The 23,475-nt window shown below is 55.7% G+C and carries 23 protein-coding genes; 13 read left to right on the top strand and 10 right to left on the bottom strand.

Features of this window, described 5'->3' with window-relative positions:
• Positions 1–30: 30 nt before the first annotated feature.
• Both amrA and ACTRW9_RS13255 read right to left on the bottom strand, forming a co-directional pair.
• Positions 31–549 (bottom strand): AmmeMemoRadiSam system protein A, encoded by a 519-nt coding sequence (gene amrA, locus ACTRW9_RS13260; RefSeq protein WP_442429711.1) that lies wholly within the window; start codon positions 547–549, stop codon positions 31–33.
• A gap of 81 nt (positions 550–630) precedes the next feature.
• The gene (locus ACTRW9_RS13255) at positions 631–1,644 is read right to left on the bottom strand and encodes a polyprenyl synthetase family protein (protein WP_442429710.1); all 1,014 of its coding nucleotides are present in this window, start codon (positions 1,642–1,644) and stop codon (positions 631–633) included.
• A gap of 263 nt (positions 1,645–1,907) precedes the next feature.
• On the opposite strand from ACTRW9_RS13255, the gene ACTRW9_RS13250 reads away from it, so the two are divergent.
• The 5 genes from ACTRW9_RS13250 (at position 1,908) to ACTRW9_RS13230 (ending at position 8,380) form a co-directional block, all read left to right on the top strand.
• Positions 1,908–2,816, top strand: coding sequence for a glycosyltransferase family 2 protein (locus ACTRW9_RS13250; protein ID WP_442429709.1), 909 nt, complete (start codon positions 1,908–1,910; stop codon positions 2,814–2,816).
• A complete protein-coding gene (locus tag ACTRW9_RS13245; RefSeq protein ID WP_442429708.1) occupies positions 2,800–3,960 on the top strand; it encodes a HEAT repeat domain-containing protein in 1,161 nt (386 codons plus the stop codon). The genes ACTRW9_RS13250 and ACTRW9_RS13245 overlap by 17 nt, the downstream gene beginning before the upstream one ends.
• A 100-nt stretch (positions 3,961–4,060) precedes the next feature.
• Positions 4,061–4,783, top strand: a complete 723-nt coding sequence (locus ACTRW9_RS13240) for a ZIP family metal transporter (protein WP_237100676.1) — start codon at positions 4,061–4,063, stop codon at positions 4,781–4,783.
• A gap of 73 nt (positions 4,784–4,856) precedes the next feature.
• Positions 4,857–6,608 carry an ABC transporter ATP-binding protein gene (locus ACTRW9_RS13235; RefSeq protein WP_442429707.1) on the top strand — a complete coding sequence of 584 codons (1,752 nt, stop codon included), beginning with the start codon at positions 4,857–4,859 and terminating at the stop codon, positions 6,606–6,608.
• Positions 6,605–8,380: an ABC transporter ATP-binding protein gene (locus ACTRW9_RS13230; protein ID WP_442429706.1), complete on the top strand. Its 1,776-nt coding sequence runs from the start codon at positions 6,605–6,607 to the stop codon at positions 8,378–8,380. Before ACTRW9_RS13235 ends, ACTRW9_RS13230 begins: the two co-directional genes overlap by 4 nt.
• A gap of 31 nt (positions 8,381–8,411) precedes the next feature.
• Here the strand turns inward: ACTRW9_RS13230 and ACTRW9_RS13225 are convergent, their stop codons facing one another.
• Positions 8,412–10,172 (bottom strand): DUF2339 domain-containing protein, encoded by a 1,761-nt coding sequence (locus ACTRW9_RS13225; RefSeq protein ID WP_442429705.1) that lies wholly within the window; start codon positions 10,170–10,172, stop codon positions 8,412–8,414.
• A 156-nt stretch (positions 10,173–10,328) separates the two neighbouring features.
• On the opposite strand from ACTRW9_RS13225, the gene ACTRW9_RS13220 reads away from it, so the two are divergent.
• The gene (locus tag ACTRW9_RS13220; protein ID WP_442427736.1) at positions 10,329–11,009 is read left to right on the top strand and encodes a septal ring lytic transglycosylase RlpA family protein; all 681 of its coding nucleotides are present in this window, start codon (positions 10,329–10,331) and stop codon (positions 11,007–11,009) included.
• 15 nt (positions 11,010–11,024) lie between these two features.
• Here the strand turns inward: ACTRW9_RS13220 and ACTRW9_RS13215 are convergent, their stop codons facing one another.
• From ACTRW9_RS13215 to cysK, 6 genes are all read right to left on the bottom strand, one after another.
• Positions 11,025–11,915 (bottom strand): SDR family oxidoreductase, encoded by an 891-nt coding sequence (locus ACTRW9_RS13215; protein ID WP_442429704.1) that lies wholly within the window; start codon positions 11,913–11,915, stop codon positions 11,025–11,027.
• Between the two features lie 43 nt (positions 11,916–11,958).
• Positions 11,959–12,282, bottom strand: coding sequence for a (2Fe-2S) ferredoxin domain-containing protein (locus tag ACTRW9_RS13210; RefSeq protein WP_005009439.1), 324 nt, complete (start codon positions 12,280–12,282; stop codon positions 11,959–11,961).
• Positions 12,283–12,305: 23 nt separating this feature from the next.
• The gene (locus ACTRW9_RS13205; protein WP_442429703.1) at positions 12,306–13,301 is read right to left on the bottom strand and encodes a PLP-dependent cysteine synthase family protein; all 996 of its coding nucleotides are present in this window, start codon (positions 13,299–13,301) and stop codon (positions 12,306–12,308) included.
• Positions 13,302–13,614: 313 nt separating this feature from the next.
• On the bottom strand, positions 13,615–13,893 hold the full coding sequence (locus tag ACTRW9_RS13200) for a MoaD/ThiS family protein (RefSeq protein WP_442427733.1): 279 nt from the start codon (positions 13,891–13,893) through the stop codon (positions 13,615–13,617).
• Positions 13,894–13,909: 16 nt separating this feature from the next.
• A complete protein-coding gene (gene thrC, locus ACTRW9_RS13195; protein ID WP_442429702.1) occupies positions 13,910–15,148 on the bottom strand; it encodes a threonine synthase in 1,239 nt (412 codons plus the stop codon).
• Between the two features lie 13 nt (positions 15,149–15,161).
• On the bottom strand, positions 15,162–16,097 hold the full coding sequence (gene cysK / locus ACTRW9_RS13190; RefSeq protein WP_442429701.1) for a cysteine synthase A: 936 nt from the start codon (positions 16,095–16,097) through the stop codon (positions 15,162–15,164).
• A 278-nt stretch (positions 16,098–16,375) separates the two neighbouring features.
• On the opposite strand from cysK, the gene ACTRW9_RS13185 reads away from it, so the two are divergent.
• The 5 genes from ACTRW9_RS13185 to ACTRW9_RS13165 all read left to right on the top strand — a co-directional run bounded on the left by ACTRW9_RS13185 (position 16,376) and on the right by ACTRW9_RS13165 (position 20,611).
• A complete protein-coding gene (locus ACTRW9_RS13185; protein WP_442427730.1) occupies positions 16,376–16,735 on the top strand; it encodes a hypothetical protein in 360 nt (119 codons plus the stop codon).
• A 613-nt stretch (positions 16,736–17,348) separates the two neighbouring features.
• Positions 17,349–17,789 carry a hypothetical protein gene (locus ACTRW9_RS13180; protein ID WP_442429700.1) on the top strand — a complete coding sequence of 147 codons (441 nt, stop codon included), beginning with the start codon at positions 17,349–17,351 and terminating at the stop codon, positions 17,787–17,789.
• A gap of 79 nt (positions 17,790–17,868) precedes the next feature.
• Positions 17,869–19,056, top strand: coding sequence for a hypothetical protein (locus ACTRW9_RS13175; RefSeq protein WP_442429699.1), 1,188 nt, complete (start codon positions 17,869–17,871; stop codon positions 19,054–19,056).
• A complete protein-coding gene (locus tag ACTRW9_RS13170; RefSeq protein WP_442429698.1) occupies positions 19,053–19,778 on the top strand; it encodes an OmpA/MotB family protein in 726 nt (241 codons plus the stop codon). The genes ACTRW9_RS13175 and ACTRW9_RS13170 overlap by 4 nt, the downstream gene beginning before the upstream one ends.
• Positions 19,775–20,611, top strand: a complete 837-nt coding sequence (locus ACTRW9_RS13165) for a hypothetical protein (RefSeq protein ID WP_442429697.1) — start codon at positions 19,775–19,777, stop codon at positions 20,609–20,611. The genes ACTRW9_RS13170 and ACTRW9_RS13165 overlap by 4 nt, the downstream gene beginning before the upstream one ends.
• A gap of 32 nt (positions 20,612–20,643) precedes the next feature.
• Here ACTRW9_RS13165 and ACTRW9_RS13160 read toward each other — a convergent pair whose 3' ends face one another.
• A complete protein-coding gene (locus tag ACTRW9_RS13160) occupies positions 20,644–21,987 on the bottom strand; it encodes a radical SAM protein (RefSeq protein WP_442429696.1) in 1,344 nt (447 codons plus the stop codon).
• Positions 21,988–22,117: 130 nt separating this feature from the next.
• On the opposite strand from ACTRW9_RS13160, the gene ACTRW9_RS13155 reads away from it, so the two are divergent.
• On the top strand, positions 22,118–22,891 hold the full coding sequence (locus tag ACTRW9_RS13155; protein WP_442429695.1) for a hypothetical protein: 774 nt from the start codon (positions 22,118–22,120) through the stop codon (positions 22,889–22,891).
• Positions 22,892–23,053: 162 nt separating this feature from the next.
• Positions 23,054–23,464 (top strand): FxsA family protein, encoded by a 411-nt coding sequence (locus ACTRW9_RS13150; protein ID WP_442429694.1) that lies wholly within the window; start codon positions 23,054–23,056, stop codon positions 23,462–23,464.
• Positions 23,465–23,475 lie beyond the last annotated feature (11 nt).

Genomic DNA, 23,475 nt, shown 5'->3' with positions numbered 1-23,475 from the left:
CGGGCTGCCCTGTTTTTTTGGTAAACGGATTCAGCGGAACCGCTGAACGCGGAACCGGAAGCATTCCTGATCATCCTCATCGGTGAAGCCGCCTTTTATTCGGCAAAGGCGGACCTGCTCTGCCACCGTCGGAACGCCATCCAGGTCGGGTAACAGCACCCCCTGTTTTTTATCGTTACGGATCACGAGGCCGTACTGTTTCGGGTCCAGCATGGAAAAGTCGGTCACCCGCTCGAGCGGCGACAGCACGTCGATGGAAAACGTGAGGTGGTCCATTTCTTCCTGGGTGACGGGATCGAACCTTGGGTCCTTGGTGGCCGCTTTTACGGCGTTTTCAATAATTTCCGCCGCCAGGGTGCCTTGTTGGGGTTCCAGGGTGCCGATGCAACCCCGCAGGGTTCCGTTTTTCTTTATGGATACAAAAGCGCCGGCTCGCCGGGTCAGGGAATCCGGTAAGGAGTTGGGGCAAGGAAGAGGTTCCTGATGACGCAGGTAGTGAGACACGGCTTTACGCGCAAGATAAGGGAGCCCCCGCTTCATGGTTTCCATAGGGAACCTCAGGAAAGGAAACAGTTATAACATCAATGTAGGGACGGCCTCTCGATTACGCAACCGGGACGTTGGCCCCTGTCAGGAAATCGGCGTGAGTGACGGATTGGAGGGAGTGTAACGGTCAATGATGTGGTCGGCAATCGCGACCATCAGTTCCAGGTATTCGGGACAGGGAAACTTGAGGGAGAAGAGGATTTTTTTGGCTTCGGCCATGTGGGAATGCGCCTTGTCCATAGTGTATTCGAGGGATTTTGTCTCGCGCATTCGTTCCAGGACGTAATCCAGCTCCTTGTGCGTAAGGCTTTCGTTTTGAATGAAATCCTCGATCTCGCGCTTGAGGCTTTTATCGGAATGCTGGTACAGGTGCAGGAGGGGCAGGGTGACATGCCCTTCCTTGAAATCCGTTCCCTGCGGTTTGCCCAGCACCTCCGGCGGTGCGTCATAATCCATGGCATCGTCCATCAATTGGAAAGCGATGCCGAAATGGTTGCCGAAATCCACCATGGCTTCTTCGTTGGATTTGCCTGCCTCGGCCAGAAGCGCCCCGATCTGGCAGCTGAGTGACATGATCGATGCGGTTTTTTTGTGCGCCACTTCCAGAATGTGTTCTTCGGTGACCAGAATGTCGCGGGCATTGGAGTATTCGAGCAGCCCACCCTCAACCAGAAGTTTCGAACCCTGGCCGAATGCCCGGAAGATGTCGGCCTGAATGTCGTCGGAAAGCAGAACCAGAGCCCGGGCGATCATGTAGTCTCCCACCAGGATGCTTGCGTCGCTGCCCCACTTGGAATTGACCGTTTCGTTGCCGCGCCGCACGGTGGTTTCGTCCACCACGTCGTCATGGAGCAGGGTGGCGGCGTGAATGTATTCGATCACGCAGCAGTGTTTGATCACCCGTTCATTGGAGGGCATGCCACACAGGCGCGAACTCAACAGCAACAGCAAGGGGCGGATGCGCTTGCCCCCCGCGTTCATGATGTAGTCGCCGATATCGGTCACAATCGGAAGCGAAGACTCAAAATTGTCCCGCAAACATTGCTCGACTTTCAACAGGTCTTCTCTGAAAAATTCCGTAACTTCGCGAAAGCCCATGGCGCTGGATCAACTCAGATGATTTGTAATATTAAACCGATTGTACTGTGAACCGCTGCAGCGGCACCACCAAATAATGGCCGCAAAAACATTTCGAAAAATGGTTCGCAAAGCCCGTAGTAATATGGGAAAATCCCTGATTTGTCAAGGTTTTTATGGGTATCCGCAATCCCGTAAAATTCCATTATTTGCACAGGCATCTCAAAATTTGGAGAATGCTTTTTTAAGCAACAGGTTAACGAAAAAGTTTTGTTTAGGTTTTCATGAATGAAAGAGACCCGCAGATTTCCGTCATCGTTCCCACCTTCAATCGCGCCTGGTGTCTGGAAGAAACCCTGGCTTCGGTGCGTCGGCAGAAATTTTCAAGCTACGAACTGATTGTTGTGGACGATGCTTCCACCGACGGCACGGAACAGCTGGTTAAAATGTTCGAAGGTGCCCAATACATTCGACTGGAGAGAAACCGGGGGGTGTCCGTCGCCCGCAATGCGGGGCTTCGCCGGGCAAAGGGGCAATACATCTGCTTTCTGGATTCGGACGACCACTGGGTGGAAACCAAGCTGGAGCGGCAGTGGGAATGGATGCAGACCCATCCCGGCTGCCCGGCATGCTATACCGATGAAATCTGGATCCGCAAAGGCGTGCGGGTGAACCCGGCTAAAAAACACCGTAAATATTCCGGGTATATCTTCCAACACTGCCTGCCATTATGTATTATCAGCCCCTCATCGATCATGCTGAAACGGGAGGTGTTGAGCCGTATTGGCGGTTTCGACGAGGCCATGCCGGCCTGCGAGGATTATGATCTGTGGCTTCGGCTCACGTATCTGTACCCGGTGCAGTTTCTTGAGGAAGCTCTCATTGTGAAATTCGGCGGCCATGAGGACCAGCTTTCGGCGCGTCACTGGGGCATGGACCGGTTTCGCGTGTACGCGCTGGAAAAACTGCTGGTCCGGCAGAAACCGCAGGGGGAAACCCGCCGCGGCGTGCTGGAAATGCTGATCGAAAAATGCGGCATCCTGGAGGCGGGGTACCGGAACCGTGAAAAGCCGGATGAGGCCGAAACCTTTCTGGCGGCGAAGCAGCACTATGTCGCCTGGCTGGGTGAGGAAGGCAATGCCGCGCAACCGTTCTTTGACCCGGAATTTTTACTGAATGTGGAATCGAATTAATATTTTTGCGATGTTGCCCCTGCTCATTGGCATGGCCTTCCTCCCGTTGGCTTTCGCTGCGGGAGATGGAGATGTCGCGCCAAAAGCGCTGGTGGATAAACTGCGCGAAGAATGCCGCAAGATCCTCCGCATGACCTATCAAAGCGAGGAGGCATTCGTACGCAGTGGCACCATCCGTGCTGCGGGGGAATCGCTCGATGCAGACCTGACGGACCTCGTGGTTGAAGGGACCAGGGACTTTTACCCGACCACGCGGCAGTTTGCCCTGCAGGCACTGGAAAAGATGTCGACAGAAGCCGCTCTTCCTGCAGCCCGGCGACTGTTGGGGGATTCCAACATATGGGTTCGGTCGGAGGCGCTTAAAATGGTCGCAGAACTGGGAGACAAAGCATCGCTTCCCGTTATCCGCAAACAATTGAACGCACCCGATCGAATGGTGCGCCTGGCTGCGGCCTACGCGTTGTACAGGCTGGGAGAACCGGAATACTACGCACATCTCGTAGATGCACTTGGTGCGGGTGACGCGGTTCAGCGTTACCAGGCCATCAGCTACCTGGGCCAGATCGGCGATGAAAAATCCCTGCAACATCTCGCGGCGCTCCTGGATTCGGAGGAACCGGACGTCGTGGTCAACGCGCTTAAAGCGATCGGGGACAAGGCGGACATTGTCCTGCTGCGTCCGCTCATTCGCCTCAGTCTCAGCCCGCACGCGTCGGTGCGGAGCCGGGCGTTGCTGGCCATGGGGTATCTGCCTCCCGTGGCGGTGTTGAAGGAATTGAAACCGTTCTGCAATGATGCCGACCCGGTGGTGCGGTTGTCCGCCGCATTGTCCCTGTTCCGCCTGGACAGCAAGGACTGCCGTCGGGTATTTTCGGACCTTTTGTCCAGCCCCGATTTCGGCATGCGCAGCATGACCGCGCGGGTCCTGGGAAAGACCGCTCTCCCCGAACGCGTCCGGTTATTGAAGCAGGTTTTGAATGATCCCGTCGTCCGCGTGCGAACCGCCGCCGTCCGTGCCACCGGCATGATGGGTGGGGCGGAGGCGTTCCAATTGCTCCTGCCCATGCTCAACGATCCGCAGGCGGTGATCCGCGCCTACGCCGCCGGTAACCTGATCCGCGTTATAGGAGAAAAACACGGATAATATGGAAATAATCCGGATCGTGCCGCCGTTTTTGACATCCAAGACTGTATACCTTTGAAACCCTCTTGAAATTCCGGCATGCCGGACCATGAGCTAAAATATGGACAATTCGGGCCTGTATTTGTTTCTGCTGTTCATCTTCGCTGTAACCATGATCGGCGGCTGGATTCCCACCATCAAGGAATGGTCGCAAAAGACTTTCCGCATGCTGATCAGTTTTTGCGCGGGAATCCTGCTGGGCGCGGTCTTCTTCCATATGATTCCGGAAATCACGGAAGTTCTGGGACGCCAGATCGGGTTTCCGGTGATTCTCGGATTTCTTGCCATCTACGTGATGGAAAAGTTCATCATGGTGCACCCGTGTGAGGAAGGTCACTGCGACTACCATAAAATCGGGCTCGCGGCATATGTGGGAATCGGTTTCCACAGCATTCTTGACGGGGTGGCCATCGGCGCGGCCAGCATGCTGAACATGAGCGTGGTCATCCTGCTTGCGGTAACGATTCATAAATTCCCGGCTGCACTGGCCTTGAGCAGTATTTTGATGAAGGGTGGCGAATTTTCCAGCCGTAAAGTTCTGGCCTACATGGTGGTCTTTGCTTTGATCACTCCGGCGGCCGCCATCCTGTCCACGTTTGTGCTGGAGGAATTCAATCCCTATCCCATTGGGTTTGCCCTGGGTGTCTCCGCGGGCACATTTTTGTATATCAGCATCGGCGACCTGCTTCCTACCGTTCACGAAGGAGATGAAAAAAAGCTGAATAATCTGATCTGCCTTTCTCTGGGTCTTGTCGCCATGTTTCTTTCCATGGGTACCGCCTGAATTTTCGATGAGGCGGCGGAATCCGCATTCCTCACCATTCCAGCCCGGCCGGCTTTGACCGGATTGCGATTCTATGGAACACGTCCGCACATTCATTCAATACATGAAGCCATACAAGCGGGAAATGCTGATCGGCATTTTCGCACTGTTGGTGACGGACCTGGTCGGGATGGTGATCCCATGGCTCCTCAAGCAGGTGATCGACCTCCTGCCGAACGACCCGGCGCAGAGCCAGCTCATCGGGTACGCCGGATGGTTGCTCCTCGCGGCGGCGGTGCAGGCGGTGGCGCGTTACGGCTGGCGGCGCTACCTGTTCGGTCCCTCGCGCAAGATGGAAATCGACATCCTCAACCACCTGTTCGCGCACTTCCTCACCCTCGACCGCACGTTCTTCCAGAAACATGAAGTGGGCGACCTCATGTCCCGTGCCACCAATGACCTGCGCGCGGTGAAGGACTTCCTCGGCCTTGGCCTGCTGGTGGTGCTGGACGCGGTGGTGGTCATCATCGGTTGCCTCGCGCTCATGATCTACATCAACCCGAAACTCACGCTTTACGCGCTACTGCCCCTGCCTCTCATCTCGATTTTGTTTTTCACGTTCATCCGCGCCATCAGCATCCGCCACCAGAGCATCCAGGAAAACCTGTCGCGCATCACCAGCATGGTGCAGGAGAACCTGGCGGGCATCCGCGTGCTCCACGCGTTCGTGCAGGAACAGAACGAGATCAACCGGTTCGACCGTCTGAACCGGGACCACATCGACAAGAACATGAGCCTGGCCAAAATGTTCGGTCTGTTCACGCCGTCCCTGGTGTTCGTTATCGGCGTCGCGGCGATGATCACGCTGTGGATCGGCGGCAAGGAGGTGATCGACGGCACCCTCACCCTGGGGTCCTTCGTTGCGTTCAACGGCTATCTCATGATGCTTTCGTGGCCGATGATGGCCATCGGCTACGTCATCAACCTGTGGCAGAAGGGCGTCACCGCCATGCGCCGCATCCAGCACATTCTCGATTCGCGCTCGGCTCTCGTGCAGTCGGAAAAGGAAGAGGGACTGTTCGACATTCGCGGCAGTATTGAGGTGCGTCGTCTGGCGTTCTCGTATCCGGACAGCGAGGCAAAGGCCCTGGACGGCATCGACCTGAAAATCGAGGCGGGCACCAGCGTTGCGTTCATCGGAATGATCGGTGCCGGGAAATCGACCTTCATGCAACTGCTCCCGAGGGTCTTCGACGCGCCGCAGGGAAGTATTTTTCTGGACGGCAAACCACTCTCCGAAATCCCTGCATCCGTTCTGCGCCGCCAAATCGGTTACGTCGAGCAGGAACCGTTTCTGTTTTCCACCACCATCCGTAACAACATCGCGCTGGCCCGGCCGGAGGCGTCGGAAGAGGAAATCGAAGCCATGGTGCATTGCGTCCACCTGACCCCGGACCTCGAACGGTTTCCCCAGGGACTCGACACCGTGGTGGGCGAACGGGGCGTGTCGGTTTCCGGCGGGCAGAAACAACGCATCGCGCTTGCGAGGGCACTGATCCGCAAGCCGCGCATCCTGATTCTAGATGACGCCTTCTCCAGCCTCGATGTGGAAACTGAATCCATCATTCTTAATAACATTCGTTCGGTTATTGAGGGTACGACGACGTTGATCGTCACGCACCGCCTGTCTCTCGCACGGCAGGTGGACCGCGTGGTGGTGCTGGGCGAAGGGAAGATTCTTGAAGAAGGTGTGCACGCCCAGTTGATGCAGAAACAGGACGGTGTGTACCGCCGCATTTACAGCAACCAGGCGCTGGCGCGCGAAATGGAGATCCTTCTGAAATGAACGAATGGGAAGAGAGTCTCGACGACCGCTATTACGACTGGCCGCTGTTCACGCGGATTCTGGGCTACCTGCGCCCCTACCGCATGCTGGTCTTGGTGTCGGTGGGCCTACTGCTTTCCGTATCGCTTCTCAACCTGGCCGGACCCTACCTCACCAAGATCGCCATCGACGAACACATCAGGGTCGGCGATTATTCCGGCCTCGACCAGATCGCGCTCATCTACCTGGTGGTCCTCCTTGCCGCGTTCGTCTGCCAGTTTTTCCAGTACTACACCATCCAGTTCATCGGACAGCAGGTGATGTATGACCTGCGCACGCAGGTGTTCGGTCACCTCCACAAAATGTCGTTCCGCTTTTTCGACCGCAATCCCATCGGCAAAATGATCACCCGTACCGTGAACGACATTGAAGTGCTGAATGAAATGCTGACATCCGGCCTCATCCTCGTGTTCAGCGACCTGTTCACGCTGGTCGGCATCTTCTTCATGCTGGCGTACCTCGACTGGCGGCTGATGCTGGTGGTGTGCGTGGTGTTTCCGTTCCTGTACCTGGCGACCAACGCCTACCGGACCCGCGCCCGTGACGCGCTTCGCAAGAACCGCGCGCACCAGACGACCCTCAATACGCTTCTGGAAGAAAATCTTTCGGGAATGAACACGGTGCAGATGTTCAACCAGGAAGAAAATCGCAGAAAGCAATTCACCGATGTCAGCGGGTCGAAGCTGAGGGAAGACCTGCGGTCGCTGTTTTACAATTCTGTGTACCTGCCGTCGATCGACGTGTTCAGCGCCATTGGCATGGGCCTCGTCATCTGGTACGGCGGCGGCCGCTTCGTGCAGAACGAGGTGGAACTCGGCGTGCTGGTGGCGTTCCTTCAGTACCTGCACAAATTTTTCGAGCCGATTCGCGACCTCGCTGAAAAATTCAACATCATCCAGACGGCGATGGCGTCCTCCGAGCGTATTTTCGAGTTGCTCGATACCGAAGAAGACCTGCCCAATCCCGCGCAACCGAAACCTCTAAAAAAAATAGAGGGCCGGGTGGAGTTCGAGAACGTGTGGTTCGCGTACAAAAAGGAGGACTACGTATTGCAGGACGTGTCGTTTTCCCTGGAGCCGGGGGAGAGCCTCGCTATCGTCGGGGCGACCGGGTCCGGCAAGACCACCATCGTCAACACACTCTACCGTTTTTATGACATTCAGAAAGGGGCTATCAAGGTCGATGGCACGCCGCTCACCGAAGTGGACAAGTACGCACTTCGCAGCCAGATGGCACTGGTGCAACAGGACGTGTTCCTGTTCGCCCGGAACGTGATGGACAACATCCGCCTGGGCAACACCGAGCTGGGTGTTGAGGAAATTGAATCCATCGCCCACGCCGTGCACTCGCACCACTTCATCGACAACCTGCCGCACAAGTACGAGCAGGCACTGATGGAGGGCGGCAACAGTCTGTCGCTGGGGCAGAAGCAACTGCTGTCGTTTGCGCGGGCGCTGGCGTTCAATCCGCGCATTTTGATTTTGGACGAGGCCACCTCCAACGTCGATACCGAGACTGAAAAGAAAATCCAGGACGCCATCCGGAAGCTCATCCATGGACGGACCTCGATCGTCATCGCACACCGTCTGTCCACGTTGCAGCACGTGGACAAGGTGCTGGTGCTGCGTCATGGAAGGGTCGTCGAGTTCGGCACGCGGCGGGAATTGATCCAGCAGAAGGGCACCTACTACAACCTGCTTAAACTGCAATCCGACCTGACCAAAAGCGCGTGAGGGGATTGGGGTGCGCGTCGCCAAATTGCGGTCACGCCGCTTTGCCGGAAGGGGGCCGGCTCCACGGCGATTTCATCCAGTAACTGATCCACAGAAACGCCGCGCCGAATCCCATGAAAATCAGGATGCGCCACAAAGCGGAAAGGTGGGACAGGTCGAACAGGGTGAGCTTCACCGCCACCAGCACCAGCGTGCCCAGTCCCACGCGGAAAGCGTTGATCTGTTTCGTGCGCACCCCGGTGAGCAATAAAATCGCGCCGGTCAAGCCCCAGCCGATCGACACCCAGGCGCTTCCGTGCGGCAGGACATTCAACTCCCGCCATAACCAGCCGATCCAGCCCACGTAGGCCACCAGCAGGTAGGCCTGCGATTCTTCTTTCTTGGGCAAGAGGGTGGACCAGTACGCCGCGAGAAGGAGGAAAGTGAGGTCCGCCCCGGCGCGCCAGTTCAGGACGGCCGTCTCCGGAGCCCGGCCCAGAATACGGGTGCACAGCCAGACGGTGAGGAGCATCAGAAATACCGTGCCGGTGTAAGTCACCACGTGTTCGCGTGTGCGTTTGCCGAACCAGTGCAAGGCAGTGGCCTCCACACCGAATGCGAAGAAGAGAAGGTTGTTGTCGAACAGGTGCCACAGGGCGAGCGTGAGTAGAAACACCCCCATCGTAGCGTGCAGGGCCACCGGCTCCAACGGGGGTCCCCGCCGCCACAAAGCAAACGCGACGCCGAAAAACGGCAGACAAAAAGCCAGAAGAATCTGTCCCCACCTTTCATCCGGCAGATCCCAGATCAGGTACGACACAAGCCAGGCCAGGATACCGGAAAACACCATGAGCGCGGTGACCGGTGCATTGTGTTCGGCGAACGTGTTTTCGAACACGGTTTTGGGCGCGGCGGGTTTTTCGGTGGTGGACGGATACCACTGCCGTTGTTTGGTGAGTAGCGGGACGATCCAGAACAACGCGAAGGCGAACAGCACGCCGCCTTCCACACTCCAGAACTGGAAACCGCGTTCCACCTTGAAGGCCGGAAGTTCTCCCTCCGCAATACCGAGCACCACCCATCCTCCGGCCCAGCTGTACCAGAGGAGCGACCGCCACGGCCGGAAATAATAAACCGCCATCGACCCGGCAAGCACGACGCAGGTGTAGAGCACGAGGCCTGGCAGGCTGCCTGCCTCTTGGTGCAGAAGGAACGGCGTGCTCAACCCCCCCGTCACCGCAACCAGTGCCAGTGCGAATTCATACTGCCTGACCGCCAGAGTGAAGGCGAACAGGGTGATGCCCACCATGACGGAAAACGCGTACAGGTGCGGGATCAACGCATACAGTTGAAACGCGGCGAACACCGTCATGTAAAACGTCGCCAGCCCGCCGCCCTGCAAAACGGGACTCAGGATTTTTCGGTCGTTGTGCAATTTGACTCCGAGCGCCAGCAGAACGGCTCCCAGAACGGCCCCCATCAGAATGCGCACCGGCGGCGTCATCCAGTCCTGGTCGAGTGAATACTTGAACAGAAACGCGAGGCCCATCAGGAGCAGGGCGATGCCGATTTTGTTCAGCCAGAACTCGCCCTGCGAGACCTCGTCCTTCCTGGGCAGCGTGGGGGGAGGTGGGGTTCCGGTTTGTGAGGAAGTGAAAGGGGGAGGGGTCTCTTCAGAACCCAGATCCTCAGGTCGGAACCACGGATCGTCCAGTTGCGCTTCCAGCTTCTGCACGCGCCGGTTGAGGTCCGCGACCCGCTGATCCAGCCGTTTGATGATATCCAGCAGCTTCTTCTGATTGTCTTCGGCCATGGATGATGCCTGTTAATTGTCCTGATTCCAAGTTAAGGGATGGTCCCGTTATTGTCAATTTGGGCGCGGCGGGGTGAAAGGGACCGCCGGGAGGTTGCGCGACTAAGGTAATTAAACTATAATTTTCAATCAGTTATGAATTATTGAGGACGCGGCATGAAGCGCATGGGGCGGTTTTGGGTGATGGGGGCGGTGCTGATGGGGTTGTCCGCCTGCACGGTCATCGAGGGCACCTACCAGGTGGTGAAGGGGACGGTCAAGGGCGTCTATTACATCGGCAAGAACGCGGTGAAGGTGGTGTACTACACCGGCAAGGCGACGTACAAGATCGGCGAGTTCACCTTCGACGTTGTCACCGCGCCGCTCGACTGGCCGCTGATGAATGACGAGATCGACACCATCGACGGCCTGCCGGTGAAAGAGGCCATCCGCCTGGGCCGCGTCAAAAACGCGCCGTACACGGTGAAGGGCAAGAAGTATTATCCCATGAGCGTCGAGCAGGCGAAGACGTACACCGAGGTCGGCATCGCGTCCTGGTACGGGCAGGAGACGTACGACCAGGACGACGGCCACATGACCGCCAACGGCGAGGCATTCAATCCCGACGGCCTCTCCGCCGCGCACAAGTTCCTGCCGCTGCCCACCAACGTGCGCGTGACCAATCTCGAAAACGGACGGTCTATCATCGTGCGCGTCAACGACCGCGGTCCCTTTCCCAGCGCCCACAATCCCCGGTCGGGTTCGCGCATCATCGACCTCAGTCACGGCGCGGCAAAGCGGCTTGGATTCGACGGTAAGGGAACTGTCCGCGTGAAGGTGGAAACGGTCGACCTGTAACGGCCTTGCGGAAACTCACCCTTCCACAGGTTCTCCCCGCCGTTCCGCCTTTCGTTTTTCGCACCATTGCTCCAGGGTAAGGGTGGGGGCGCCGAGCAGACGGTTGGCCTCGATGGGGTTGCCGTTTTCCCCGGCCTGGCCCAGAAACTCCATCAACTCCGCGACGAAGCGGATACGGCGGTCGAACAGCAGATAACCCATGATCTTCATCGCCCAGATGGGAATGCGGGTGATATCCTGCTTCCCGTGCATGGCGGTGCAGTATCGGAGGAGCGCTTCCTCCATGGTCATCGCTTCCGGGCCGAAGATGTCGAACTGCCGCCCAATCGCTTCCTCCAGTCGGTACGCGTTGAACACCATGCGGGCGTAGTCGTCCGCCGCCACCCAGTGGTAGTGGTGCGGTTGATCGCCGATGAGGCACGGCGTGTGATCGCGAAAGTACAGTGGCAGGGATTCCATGAAGTGGGTGGCACGGAAGATAGTGTGCGGGATGGAGCATTCCGCAATTGCGTTTTCCACGCGACGCTTGATCGTTGCATAGGGGATGTGCGGGTAGTTTTCCAGGTCCACCGCGAAGGAAATGGTGGAGAGCCGCTTCACTCCGGCTTTTTCGGCCACTTTGAGGATGTTGAGCGTTCCCCGGTACTCAATGGCTTCCAGTTGACGATCGTTGTTGCCGCCCTGCAGGTTGATGTGGACGCCGTCGCAACCTTCCATGACGCGGTCGAGCGTTGCCGGGGCTTCCACGTCGCCCTGGCGCAGGTCGAACCCGTCCCCCAGCACCTCGCGCGCCCGTTCCAGGTTGCGGGTGAGGACGCGGACGTTGCAGCCTTCTTTCAGGAATTTATGTGCAACCGGGCGGCCGAGCGTTCCCGTTCCGCCGACGATGAGGAGGTTGGAAACCATGCCCCAAGTATAAGTCAACCGGGGACGGGCACAAGCCCAATCGTTATTTGCGGGAGAAGTCGATGACCAGCCGCTCGACAACGCGGCCGTTCTGCAGGTGCTCGGTGAAGATTTCTTCCATGTCTTCCACCGTTTGAGGGGAGTACCAGACGTCGTCCGGGTAGACCACCATGGACGGGCCGTACTGGCAGGCGTCCAGGCACCCGGCCTTGTTGATGCGGATCTTGCCTTTCAGGCCGCTGTCATGAACGCGTTTCTTGATGTGGTCGAGGAGATCCATCGCACCGCGTGACTGGCAACAGCCGCGCGGGTCGTCTTCCTTGCGCTGGTTGTTGCAGATGAATACGTGGCGGGTGAATCGGCCCATGGATTATTCCGGGGAAAAGGGGATCAACTGTCCGGCTTGGTGGTGGAATGGGTTTCGGAGTGTTCCTTGAATTTGCCGAAGTTGATGTAATTGGTGTCGCAACTGTCGGGGAAAACGGTGACGATGACGCCCTTCTTGATCTGCGCGGCGAGTTTGAGCGCCCCCACCATGGCCCCCGCAGAGGAGTGGCCGACCAGAATGCCCTCCTCTTTTTCCAGCGTTTCGACCATGTCGTAGGCTTCTTCCGTGGCGACGCTGATCTTGCTGTCGAGTTCTTCTTCTTTATATATGCCGGGCACGATGGACGAGGCCATGTGCTTGAGGCCCTCGATGCCGTGCAGTTCCTCCGCCGGTTCGATGGGGTGGCATTTGATCTCCGGGTTCAGTTCGCGCAGGCGGCGGGTGTTGCCCATGATGGTGCCACCGGTGCCGATGCCCGCGCAGAAGTGCGTGATGCGGCCGTCGGTCTGTTTCCAGATTTCGTTGGCCGTGTGCAGGTAATGCGCGCGCCAGTTGGAATCGTTGTTGTACTGGTCCGGCATGAAGTAGGCGTCGGGATCGCGTTCGAGAATTTCCCGCGCCAGAAGAATCGCGCCGTCGGAGCCTTCGAACGGGCTGGAGGTGACGATCTCCGCGCCGTAGAAGTCGGCCATCATGCCCTTGCGTTCCTTGCTGACGTTGGCGGGCATGACCAGCTTCACGCGGTAGCCCTTGATCTTGCCGATGAGGGCGTAAGCGATACCGGTGTTGCCGGAAGTGGAGTCGAGGATGACCTTGCCCTTGGTCAGCTTGCCGGAGGCCTCGCCGTCCTGAATCATCTGCAGGGCGGGGCGCGATTTCACGGAACCGCCGGCGTTCCGCCATTCGGCCTTAGCGTAGATTTCCACGTCAGGGAAGTCCCGCGTCAGGTTCTGAATGGGGATCAGGGGGGTGTTGCCGATCTTCTTCAAGACCGACTCGTCCATGATCACCGGACAGGAAGGGGCCAGCACTTCCTCGGATAGCTTGAGCTTAGACATAACAATTTAATTGTATATCAAAACCCGGTTGGACCGGGAACCCGGTCCGGGTTTTTTGTATAAACGGGGTTGTTAAAATACCAGGTGCCAAAAAACCGTTGGGAATCAAAGAACTCATATTGAACAGGCCGTTCACCAGGTACAGAGTGGTGGACAACCCGTTTCCCCCTTCGTTCCGCAACACCCGGTTTCCAACACGTTTTCCGCGGGACACCCTGCCCGGTTGCCGGGGCCGGTGTCCTTCACCACTTTGATGCTCTTTCCAACCCGAAAGTTGCCGGCCATTTGAACCGGACTCCAACTTTCGAACGGTTCAGTTGCCTCCGGCGATGGCGGGGATGATCGACACCTCGTCACCATCCTTGATCTGGGTGTTTTCCCCGTCCAGGAACCGGATATCTTCCTCATTCAGGTAAATATTGATGAAGCGGCGCGGCGTTCCGTTCTCCTCGCAGATGCGCTCCTTGATCCCGCCGAACTGGGACTCCAGGTCGTTGAACAGCTCCGCGATGGTTCCCCCGGTGGCCGAAACCTCACTCTGGTTGTTGGTGAGTTTCATGAGGGGGGTGGGAATCCTTACTTTTACCGCCATGGTTCGTTTCTCCTTGTTATACCGTTATACCGTTGGAATAGACTTCTTCGAAACTGTGGATGTTGGGTTCGATGGCCGCCGGCTCTGCGAACTTGTTGTCCAGCGCCTCGAGCGTTTTGAGCCCGTTGCCGGTGACACAGATCACGGTCAGTTCGTCGGGCTTGATGCGTCCCTGCTCGACCAGCTTTTTGGTGACCGCCACGGTAACGCCGCCCGCGGTTTCCGTGAACACCCCTTCGGTTTCCGCCAGCAGTCTCATGCCTTCGATGACTTCCTCGTCGGTCACGTCCTCGCCCCAGCCGCCGCTGTCGCGCACGGTCTTGATGCCGTAAAACCCGTCGGCCGGATTGCCGATGGCGATGGACTTGGCGATGGTGTCGGGTTTCACCGGTTTGTGCGTGTCCCAGCCGTTTTTGATGGCCGTCGATACCGGCGAGCATCCCGTCGCCTGCGCGGCGAACACCTTGGTGTTGACCTTGTCGATGAGGCCCAGGTCCTTGAACTCGTGGAAGGCTTTCCAGATCTTGGTGATCAGCGAACTGCCCGCCACCGGCACCACCACGTTGTCCGGCGTGCGCCAGCCGAGCTGTTCGGCGATCTCGTAGCCGTAGGATTTCGACCCGTCGCCGTAGTAGGCGCGGATGTTGATGTTGACGAACGCCCACTGGTGCGACACGGCAATCTCGCTGCACAGGCGGTTGACGTCGTCGTAACTGCCGCGCACGGAGATGAGCTGGGTGCCGTACACCTGCGTGCACAGAACCTTGCCCTGTTCGAGTCCCACCGGAATGAAGATGCAGCTTTTCATACCCGCTTCCGCCGCATGCGCGGAAACCGAGTTGGCGAGGTTGCCGGTGGAAGCGCAGGACACGGTGTCGAACCCGAACTCCTTCGCTTTGGTCACCGCCACGGACACCACCCTGTCTTTAAAGGAAAAGGTGGGGTGGTTCACCGAGTCGTTCTTCACGTACACTTTCTTGAGGCCCAGCGCCCTGGCCAGGTTCTTCGCCTCGATCAGCGGGGTGAAGCCGGTGTAGCGGCCGACCTGCGGGTCGCCATCGATCGGCAACAGCGGCTGGTACCGCCACATGGAGGGCGGGCCGTCCTGAATCGATTTTCGGCTGATGACCTTGCTGATGCCTTCGTAATCGTAATCCACCTCCAACGGGCCGAAACAGTATTCGCACACGTGGACCGGCAGTTTTTCGTAACCTTTACCGCATTCTTTGCAACGTAAACCTTTGACGTATCCCATAGAGAACTTTTGACTAGAAGTATTGATAAAAACTGAAATAGCGTTCGCCCGTATCGGGGAGAATGACCACCACGTTCTTGTCCGGTCCCAGGTCTTCCGCCACCTGGTACGCCGCGCACAACGCCGCGCCGGAGGAGATGCCCGTCAGCAGGCCTTCTTCCTTCGCCAGCCGCTGAACATAATGGAACGCATCGTCGTCCGAAATGGGGCGGATGTCGTCCACGATGTCGAGGTTCAGCACCTTGGGCTTGAATCCCGCGCCGATGCCCTGGATCTTGTGCGGACCCGCCGCCCTTCCGGACAGCACCGCGCTGGTGGCGGGCTCGACGCCGATGACCTTGGTGTCGCTGTAATGCGCTTTCAGCGCTTCGCCGGCGCCGGTGATGGTGCCGCCGGTGCCGATGCCCGCGACGAAGGCATCCACTTTATCCCCTTCCATGGCGGAGATGATCTCCGGTCCGGTGGTCTGCCGGTGGATCTCCGGGTTGGCCGGGTTGTTGAACTGTTGCGGCATGAAGTAATCCGGGTGCTCCGCCACCAGTTCCTCCGCGCGCTCGATGGTGCCCTGCATGCCGAACTCGGCACGGCTGAGTTCCAGCTTCGCGCCGAAGCTTTCCAGCAACAGCCGCCGCTCGGTGCTCATGTTCTCGGACATGACCAGCATGACGTTGTAGCCCTTGAACGCGCCGACCAGCGACAGGCCGATGCCCGTGTTGCCGCTGGTGGGTTCGACGATCGTCGCGCCGGGCTGGATGAGCCCTTTCTTTTCCGCGTCTTCGATCATCGCCAGCGCAATGCGGTCCTTCACACTGCCGCCGGGATTGTTCGACTCCACCTTGGCCCAGATGGCCGCGCCGTTGGCGGGCACCACGCGGTTGAGCTTAACGAGGGGCGTGCCGCCTATCAAATCCAGCGTATTTTCTGACCTGATCTTGAATTTTTCCAGCATGCTGGGGGATGGTCACCTAAAAATAAGCAAAAGGGAAATTATAGGCTATCCGGCCGCGAAGTCAACACCTCGAAAGCGTCCTTAAACCGTCTCCTTACAATAGCTTTTGGGTGATGAAACCTGCACGATTATAACACGCCGCCCGGCCCCTTCCACCCAGTATCCATAAAATTGTGAGAATATTATGCGGGCGGGGTGATGACCCCCGGAAAGCTGTGCTAAAATTCCCAGAACGGGCGTTGATGCCCCACTTCCACCCCATTGATTTTTAAGAAGCTATGAGCGCACAGAGTCTTTTGACGGAAATCAAGAAGCACCTGCCCCTTCGGGCCTACGGCAACGGACCGGTGCTGGAGCTGATGCGGGCCATGGGCCTGCAAGCCAACAAGAAGACGCCGCTCGTCCTCTCCGGCGTGTACCGCGACAGCGAGTCCGGCGAGATCGTCTGCGAGGTGTCGGTGGAGGGGAGCGAAAAATTCAGCGCGGCGCTCGCCAACCTGAAGCTCGACATCACCCACCCCCTCTACCGCCAGGTGAAGAACTACCGCGACGAAGTCGCCAATGCCCTCGCCGAACAGGACAACCCCAACGTCAACAGCCAGTCCTTCTCCATGCGCAACCTCTACGGCAAGAAATAACCAGCGGGGCGCTGGACCCAAAAAATAGCAATCCACGGTTGAGCTGAATATCTATTGTTCGGCGGGAGAACTATGGTTTCCCGTAGGTTCTAAATACAAAGCGTTGCCTCCGGACGCAGTCCGGCGGGCGTGGCCCGGAGCAAACGGGCTAATACGTTGCGGGCGGACGATGATCCGTGGGCGCAACTCGGTCCCTTTTCCCCCGGCGGGAGCACTCACGGAGTGACAGGCTGGGATGAGGGGGAATAATCCCTCCCTTTTTCAAGGGGCACTCACGGAGTGACGGGCAGGGCGGGGTTACCAATGACTTTTCCTCTTTTCGGGGCATAGCCCCGGGCTCCCCCTTTGTGAAGGGGGCTGGGGGGATTTTTTTCTTTGAATTCCTTCGCTCGGCGAAGGAAGGGTGAAGTGCGAGGGTTAAATGCACCCTCCCCTTTTCAAGGGGAGGATACAGGAGGGGTTACCAATGAATTTTCCTTATTTTTCCCGCTTTGCCCGATCTGTGTCCATTTGTGTTCATCTGGGGTGAATCCGTATTTGCGGGGTTGTGCTAAAATTCGGGACGGTCGCGTGACGCACCATTTCACGCTGTAGCTCATCGTGGGAGGGGGCTGTGACCTGGCACCCGCGCCGACTCCATTCCATCGCCGTCCTCGGCCTCGCCCTGTTGTGGATGGGCCCGGCCGTGCCCTCCCTTCGCGCGCAAACCGGAACCGACCCCACCTTTGAAGAAGAGCCTGCGGGGGAGGTCCACCCCCTGCGGAAGGAAGCCCGCGCGCTGTACCACCGCGTGGTCGCCATCTACAAACAGAAAAAGCAGATGGAGTCGCCCGACACGGCGTGGTGGTACGAACTGGCCAAGGCTTGCGGCCTGCTCGCCTACCGCGACCCCGTCCCCCTCACCCAGGCCCTCACGAAATTTGAACAATTGTTGAAACAAAAACCGAATGTGGAAGAAGCGAAGGAAGGGCTGAAGTTGGCGGAAAATTCATTCCTAATAAAAAATAGAATAAAAATAAAAACACCACCAAATTTAGGTAATCCAAATTTATGACCCCTGAATATTCAGCTATTCCTAGGAAAAAATGAACTGCTGATATATATTTCGATAATTCAAAAGTTAGGAGGGGGTCATGGTGGGAGACAACTTGTTCGCAATCGTAATTTCGATTTTTTGGAATCTTACTGCAACGGGTAAATTTTTTGTGACAGCCATTTTAGGTCTGACGGTGGTCTCATTATTTATGCCTGGAAAATATAAAGATTTAAAGAGCTCGGTGCTTCCAAATTTCTTAATCAGCCTTGGAATATTGGGAACTTTTATCGGAATTTGTAACGGCTTGATGGAATTTGACCCAAACGAAATTCGAGCTAGTGTTCCAAAATTGCTGGAAGGAATGAAAACAGCATTTATTTCTTCCATCGCAGGCATAATTGGAGGTTTGCTTGTAAAAGTAAGCCATTACTACACTGAAAGAAAAGATTACAAAAAAGAAGATAGATTGCCTGAAAGCATAACAATCGCTGACCTTTATAAAAAATTAAATGGTATCCATCATTCAATGGTTGGCAACGAGGAGTCCTCATTAATTACTCAAGTCAAAAACTTCAGGACAGATACTCGTGACGAACTTCAAAAGCTTAATAATTCGGTTGAAAAATTCTTAAAAGATATGGCTGAAAATAATTCCAAAGCTTTAATACAGGCTTTGGAAGAGGTAATGCGGGATTTTAACGCCAAGATAAATGAGCAGTTTGGCGAAAATTTCAAACAACTCAATGAAGCAGTTGGAAAAATTTTAGAATGGCAGGAACGCTACAGAATCCAAATGGAAGAAATGATTCAGCAACAAACCCAGACCACAACTAATATGAGCGAGGCTGTGGAGCACTTTAGGCAAACAATGAAGAATGGTGAGAATTTACATTTGATTTCTGAAAGCATGCGGGAACTATTGCAGGGGTTGGAGGCCCAGCGAAATGATTTAAAAAAACATTTAAAAGCATTTGCGGAAGTTTCTGATAAGGCAGTCAATGGACTCCCAAAAATTGAAGAGGAAGTAGTTAGACTTACTAAAGGGTTTTCTGATTCTATAACCAAATCAAATCATGAAATAAATCAGCATGTTGAGCAGGTAATTAATAGGTGTGAGGAGCAGGTGCAAAATCTGGATCGAGCTCTAGCTGAAGAATTAAATAACGCCCTTAAAAGTTTGGGAAATAATATGGCCGCCATTTCAGAAAAATTTGCGGCGGATTATTTGCCTTTAGCTGAGAGGTTGCATACTGTTTTGCGAATTGCAGAGGGTAATGGCCGATGAGCGATTTTTTAATTTCTATGGCAAAGAAAAACCACGATGGAGAGGATCAGTGGATTTCTGTTAGTGATGTGATGGCTGGGCTCATGATGGTCTTCCTGCTGATTGCTATTATTTATATGCTGGAAACTAAAGGGCTGGCTGAAGAATACGCAAATGTTAGGGAAGTTATATATCATGAACTCAAAAAAGAGTTCTCAGAAGATGAGTTAAAGGAATGGAATGCGCGAATTTCCCGAGAAAGTTTGTCGGTCCAATTTTTAGCGCAAACCAGTTTTTTTGACCGGGGAGATAAGTATTTAAAAGATAGGTTTAAGAAAATTCTTAATGAATTTTTTCCTAGGTTTTTAAAGGTCCTTCACACAGAAAAACTTAGTGGGCATATTAGGGAGCTTAGAGTGGAAGGTCATACTTCGAGCGAATGGTATGAAATTAAAAACCCAAATGAAAAGTTCTTGAGAAATTTGGTTCTTTCCCAGGGGAGAGCTTTTCAGACCACTGAGCATATTTTATCCATAAGCCAAGGTTTAGATGTGATTCCTTATGGGACTCAGACCCATCGAGATTGGCTGCGGGCCAAAATTGCTACGATTGGGTTTTCTTCTTCCCATTTAATTAGAAATGAAAATGGGGCAGAGAATAAAGATGAATCAAGACGGGTTGAATTTAGAGTCCTGACCGATGCCGAAAAAGTAATCGAAGAAATTAGAAAGTTCTCATCATGAAGCTGGTGGACTTTTCAGAATTTCAACCCATTTTAAATTTAAAAAGGAAAATGGGGCTGGCCGAAGATCAGGTGGGAGCCTTTGAGCCCAACTCTGCTTGGGTTCCTCTTACGCCTAGTGAAAACGCCAAGCTCAGACGTTCTGGGATCGAAGTTGATCCTAATGAAATTAGGTTCCTCCCCGACGGTACTCTGGCTTACAGGAATAAACGCGTATTGGTTTATATACGGGACATTACATTCTTTAAAGAAACCGACAGGCTTCCAAAATTTCATATCGCCCACTGTAGTACTCTGGATGATATGATGCAAAAAGGAAAATTTGAAAAGTATGTTGTTTCTGTAAGGACCGACGGAATTTTTGAAATCAGAAAGCGGTTCAATGATTATAAACCGGAAACGATTAAGCTAGATGTTTGCAAAAATTGCCTAAGAAAATTGAATTTTAATAATTTCAGAAATGACAAACTAGCCGCATTTCAAAAGTTTTCTTTGGATGATTTTTTTACACGATATTCATGTAGCCCGTTGCAAGTTCTTCCTCGGCAAAATAATATTTCCGCACCATTAAATGAATATCCGGAAGATTGGAATACGCAAAGTAGAAACTATCGAGAATTAATTAAGTGGAAATGTGAGAGGTGTGGAAGGGATTTTTCTCAAAAAGGAAAAAGAAAGTTTTTAGATACTCATCACAAAAATGGAAATGTATATCAATGCCGGCAGGGAAACCTCAAGGCTTTATGTATAAAGTGCCATAGTGAAGAACACGATCACGGGCATATGAAAGACAGCCCAAGATATAAGGAATTTAAAAATTTAGGGTTGGGCTAGTTAGAAAATTTATGGATTTCCTGTATTTGTAATTATTGCTTCTCTGAATTTATAAATTTCTTCAGGAAGGGGAACATGGCGCCACGTTTTTCGATCATTTCCTCGCGGGACCTCTTCACGACGTGTTCGTCGATCAGCGCCACGCCGCGTTCGGCGGCGAACTTCTCGATGCCCTGCACCACCATGCCGCGCGCGAAAGAGGGAATGCGTTCCAGCCTCTGCTTCGCCTCCGGCGTCCATTTCTGACGGTACTCCACTTCCAGACCCAGCGTGTCTTCCACTTTCAGCTCGATGGCCTTGCCGCCGTGCTGGCCCGGTTCGTAATCGCAGGACGGGTCCTCCGCCATGTAGTTGCCGGTCTCGGCGAACGCCCGCGCCCGGCAGCCGGAACACATCGCCGAAAACTCGCACGAACCGCATTTGCCGTCGAGGCCTTTGCGGTCGCGAAGCTGGTTCATGAGCGGCGCGTTGTACCAAAGGTTCTGGAAGGTGTCGGACTTCAGGTTGCCCACGGATTCCGCGATGAACGGGCAGGGGGTGAGGTCGCCCTCCGGGCTGATGCGGCTGTAATGCGTGCCCGCCGGACAGCCGCCCGCGTAGGTGCGCTGGTAAACGGACTCCGGATCGTTCTCGTACACGACGCGTTTGTACTGCGGCGCGCACTTGGAATTGATCATGAGCCGCCCTTTGTACTTCATCTGTTCCTGGTACAGGATCTTGAGCGCTTCCTCGTAGGCGGCGTTGCTGATGTCGGTGTTGCCCTGGCCGCGTCCGGTGCACACGAGGAAGTAGAGGTTGAAGGCCACCGCGCCGATCTTCTCGGCGAAGGCGATGACGTCCGGGATCTCCTTGTAGTTCATGTCGGAGACCGACATCTGGATGAGGAAATCGACGCCGACGTCGTTCAGGATGTCGAACGCCTCCATCGACTTCTCCCACGCTTTCGACACGCCGCGGAACTGGTCGTGCTTGCCCGCGTCCATGGAATCGATGCTGATGCCCACACCGTGCGCGCCCGCGTCCTTGATCTTCTGCGCGTTCTCGCGGTTGATGATGGTGCCGTTGGTGCCGAGCACCACCATGAATTTGCGGTCGGCGGCGTAGCGGGTGATGTCGTAGATGTCCGGGCGCAACAGCGGCTCGCCGCCGGTGAGGATCAGGAACGCGTTGGGGTTGACCTCGGCGATCTGGTCGATCACGTTGTAGCATTCCTGCGTGGTCAATTCGTCCACGCGGAAACCGCCGCGGAAGTCGGCGTCCAGGTAGCAGTGCTCGCAATTGAGGTTGCACCGTTTGGTGATGTTCCAGGATATGGAGTAAGCCCGGTAGGGGCTGTTATTCGGCGTCGGTGAAAAATCGATCTGAGAGGATTCCATGATATAGTCGCAAAACGTGTGGTAAATGGCTCAAAAACCGGGCGGTGGCGGCAGAGTCGCCGAAGACGGCCCGGGAGCAAACTGAAATGTTAACACATTATTCCTGAAATGGAAGGGATACGCAAACCCCATGCGTCATTTCCGCCAAATTCTTTTAATACTGGCCGTTACCGCGCTTCCCCTGTTCGGGCTGGCCTGTGGAAAAGGCGCCCCGGCGGGAGGGATGGAATCGGCTGGCAGCGTGATGAAAAGCGACCTCGCGGGCATGGAGTCGCGCTGGATGCCGAGCGCCTACTTCGACCGCGGCATGGATTACACCGGCTCGCGCTTCCGGGTGGTGCCGATGACGAGGTTGATCGAACGGTTCGGCGACGCGGCCACCGACGCGGTTCTGCTCGACTGCTTCGACGACTACCAGGGTCTGCTTCCGGCAGAGCTCATCCGCGAGCACGACCTGCACCTGGCCCTGGAGCTGGAGATCGATCCTCAATACCCGCGGCTGGACTGGCTGGCACCGATGCTGGTGATCGTCCCCGACGGGCAGGACGCGCCGAAGCAGGAACGGTTCATGACGGCAAACATCCGCGCGCTTCGGTTCGTGAAGCTCAGCGACTACTACGCGCCGATCGCCAACAAACTGCCTGCGGATGAGGCGGTGCTGTCGGGTTTCTCCTTTTTCACCGACAACTGCCTGTTCTGCCACGCGCTGGAAGGGGTGGGCGGCAACAAGGGCGTGCGCCTGTTGAGCGCGTTCGACTACCAGAAAAGTTCCGACCGCGCAAAATTTCAAGCCGCGTTCAAGGGATTCCACTCGCCGGACAATCCGGACAAGCAGAACATGGAGCAGTTCGTGAGCGGCGGCGAACTGGAAAACGTAGCGGCGTTCCTCGCGGCGTTGCAGTGAGACGGCCTGCGCCGTGAGACGGCCGTGCCGTTGTTTTGCCTTTTAACCGGGCTTGTACTAGAATGAGCGCACAGTTTGGGCCGCACCCTGGCCGTAAAAAATATTGAAACGCAACCCGGACCCGCGCGCTGGGTTGGTATCCCGTTCACCGGAGTTTATATCGTGAGCTTTCCCGTCACCATCGTCATCCTGCTTTTTACCTCCGTCGTCGAGGTGTTTTCGCTGTCCTGGCTTGCCGGGTTGATCAGCACCATCAACACCATCTCCTGGGTCATGTTCACTCTGCTTCTGGGCGTGGTGATCGGCCGCGGTTACGGCGAGGAGTGGTGGGACAAGATGCAGTGGAACCTGAAGTCGCGCGAGATGCCCGCCGAGGAAGTGATCAACGGCGCGGTGATGCGATTCGGCAGTTACCTGCTACTGATGCCCGGTGCGGTGACGGATTTCTTCGGCCTGCTCATCATCATCCCCCAGACCCGCTTCATCGCCCGCGCCGTCGCGGCCAGCCTGTTCAAGCGCAAGCTGGCGAAAGGCGAGAAGTGGTTTTTCTTCAAGGAAGCCGAAGCCGGGTAGGCCGGTTTCGA

The sequence above is a fragment of the Nitrospina sp. 32_T5 genome (assembly GCF_052156635.1).
Lineage (GTDB): Bacteria > Nitrospinota > Nitrospinia > Nitrospinales > Nitrospinaceae > Nitrospina.
This window is presented reverse-complemented; position numbering and strand designations above follow the sequence as displayed.

Excerpts from the sequence above, each read along its gene's own strand:
- amrA (WP_442429711.1), bottom strand. The coding sequence starts at position 549 with ATGGAAACCATGAAGCGGGGGCTCCCTTATCTTGCGCGTAAAGCCGTG.
- ACTRW9_RS13175 (WP_442429699.1), top strand. The coding sequence starts at position 17,869 with ATGGTGGGAGACAACTTGTTCGCAATCGTAATTTCGATTTTTTGGAAT.
- thrC (WP_442429702.1), bottom strand. The coding sequence starts at position 15,148 with ATGGGATACGTCAAAGGTTTACGTTGCAAAGAATGCGGTAAAGGTTAC.
- ACTRW9_RS13250 (WP_442429709.1), top strand. The coding sequence starts at position 1,908 with ATGAATGAAAGAGACCCGCAGATTTCCGTCATCGTTCCCACCTTCAAT.
- ACTRW9_RS13160 (WP_442429696.1), bottom strand. The coding sequence starts at position 21,987 with ATGGAATCCTCTCAGATCGATTTTTCACCGACGCCGAATAACAGCCCC.
- ACTRW9_RS13225 (WP_442429705.1), bottom strand. The coding sequence starts at position 10,172 with ATGGCCGAAGACAATCAGAAGAAGCTGCTGGATATCATCAAACGGCTG.
- ACTRW9_RS13240 (WP_237100676.1), top strand. The coding sequence starts at position 4,061 with ATGGACAATTCGGGCCTGTATTTGTTTCTGCTGTTCATCTTCGCTGTA.
- ACTRW9_RS13205 (WP_442429703.1), bottom strand. The coding sequence starts at position 13,301 with ATGTCTAAGCTCAAGCTATCCGAGGAAGTGCTGGCCCCTTCCTGTCCG.
- ACTRW9_RS13245 (WP_442429708.1), top strand. The coding sequence starts at position 2,800 with ATGTGGAATCGAATTAATATTTTTGCGATGTTGCCCCTGCTCATTGGC.
- ACTRW9_RS13185 (WP_442427730.1), top strand. The coding sequence starts at position 16,376 with ATGAGCGCACAGAGTCTTTTGACGGAAATCAAGAAGCACCTGCCCCTT.
- ACTRW9_RS13255 (WP_442429710.1), bottom strand. The coding sequence starts at position 1,644 with ATGGGCTTTCGCGAAGTTACGGAATTTTTCAGAGAAGACCTGTTGAAA.
- ACTRW9_RS13155 (WP_442429695.1), top strand. The coding sequence starts at position 22,118 with ATGCGTCATTTCCGCCAAATTCTTTTAATACTGGCCGTTACCGCGCTT.
- ACTRW9_RS13165 (WP_442429697.1), top strand. The coding sequence starts at position 19,775 with ATGAAGCTGGTGGACTTTTCAGAATTTCAACCCATTTTAAATTTAAAA.
- ACTRW9_RS13215 (WP_442429704.1), bottom strand. The coding sequence starts at position 11,915 with ATGGTTTCCAACCTCCTCATCGTCGGCGGAACGGGAACGCTCGGCCGC.
- ACTRW9_RS13235 (WP_442429707.1), top strand. The coding sequence starts at position 4,857 with ATGGAACACGTCCGCACATTCATTCAATACATGAAGCCATACAAGCGG.
- ACTRW9_RS13230 (WP_442429706.1), top strand. The coding sequence starts at position 6,605 with ATGAACGAATGGGAAGAGAGTCTCGACGACCGCTATTACGACTGGCCG.
- ACTRW9_RS13200 (WP_442427733.1), bottom strand. The coding sequence starts at position 13,893 with ATGGCGGTAAAAGTAAGGATTCCCACCCCCCTCATGAAACTCACCAAC.
- ACTRW9_RS13170 (WP_442429698.1), top strand. The coding sequence starts at position 19,053 with ATGAGCGATTTTTTAATTTCTATGGCAAAGAAAAACCACGATGGAGAG.
- ACTRW9_RS13210 (WP_005009439.1), bottom strand. The coding sequence starts at position 12,282 with ATGGGCCGATTCACCCGCCACGTATTCATCTGCAACAACCAGCGCAAG.
- ACTRW9_RS13220 (WP_442427736.1), top strand. The coding sequence starts at position 10,329 with ATGAAGCGCATGGGGCGGTTTTGGGTGATGGGGGCGGTGCTGATGGGG.
- cysK (WP_442429701.1), bottom strand. The coding sequence starts at position 16,097 with ATGCTGGAAAAATTCAAGATCAGGTCAGAAAATACGCTGGATTTGATA.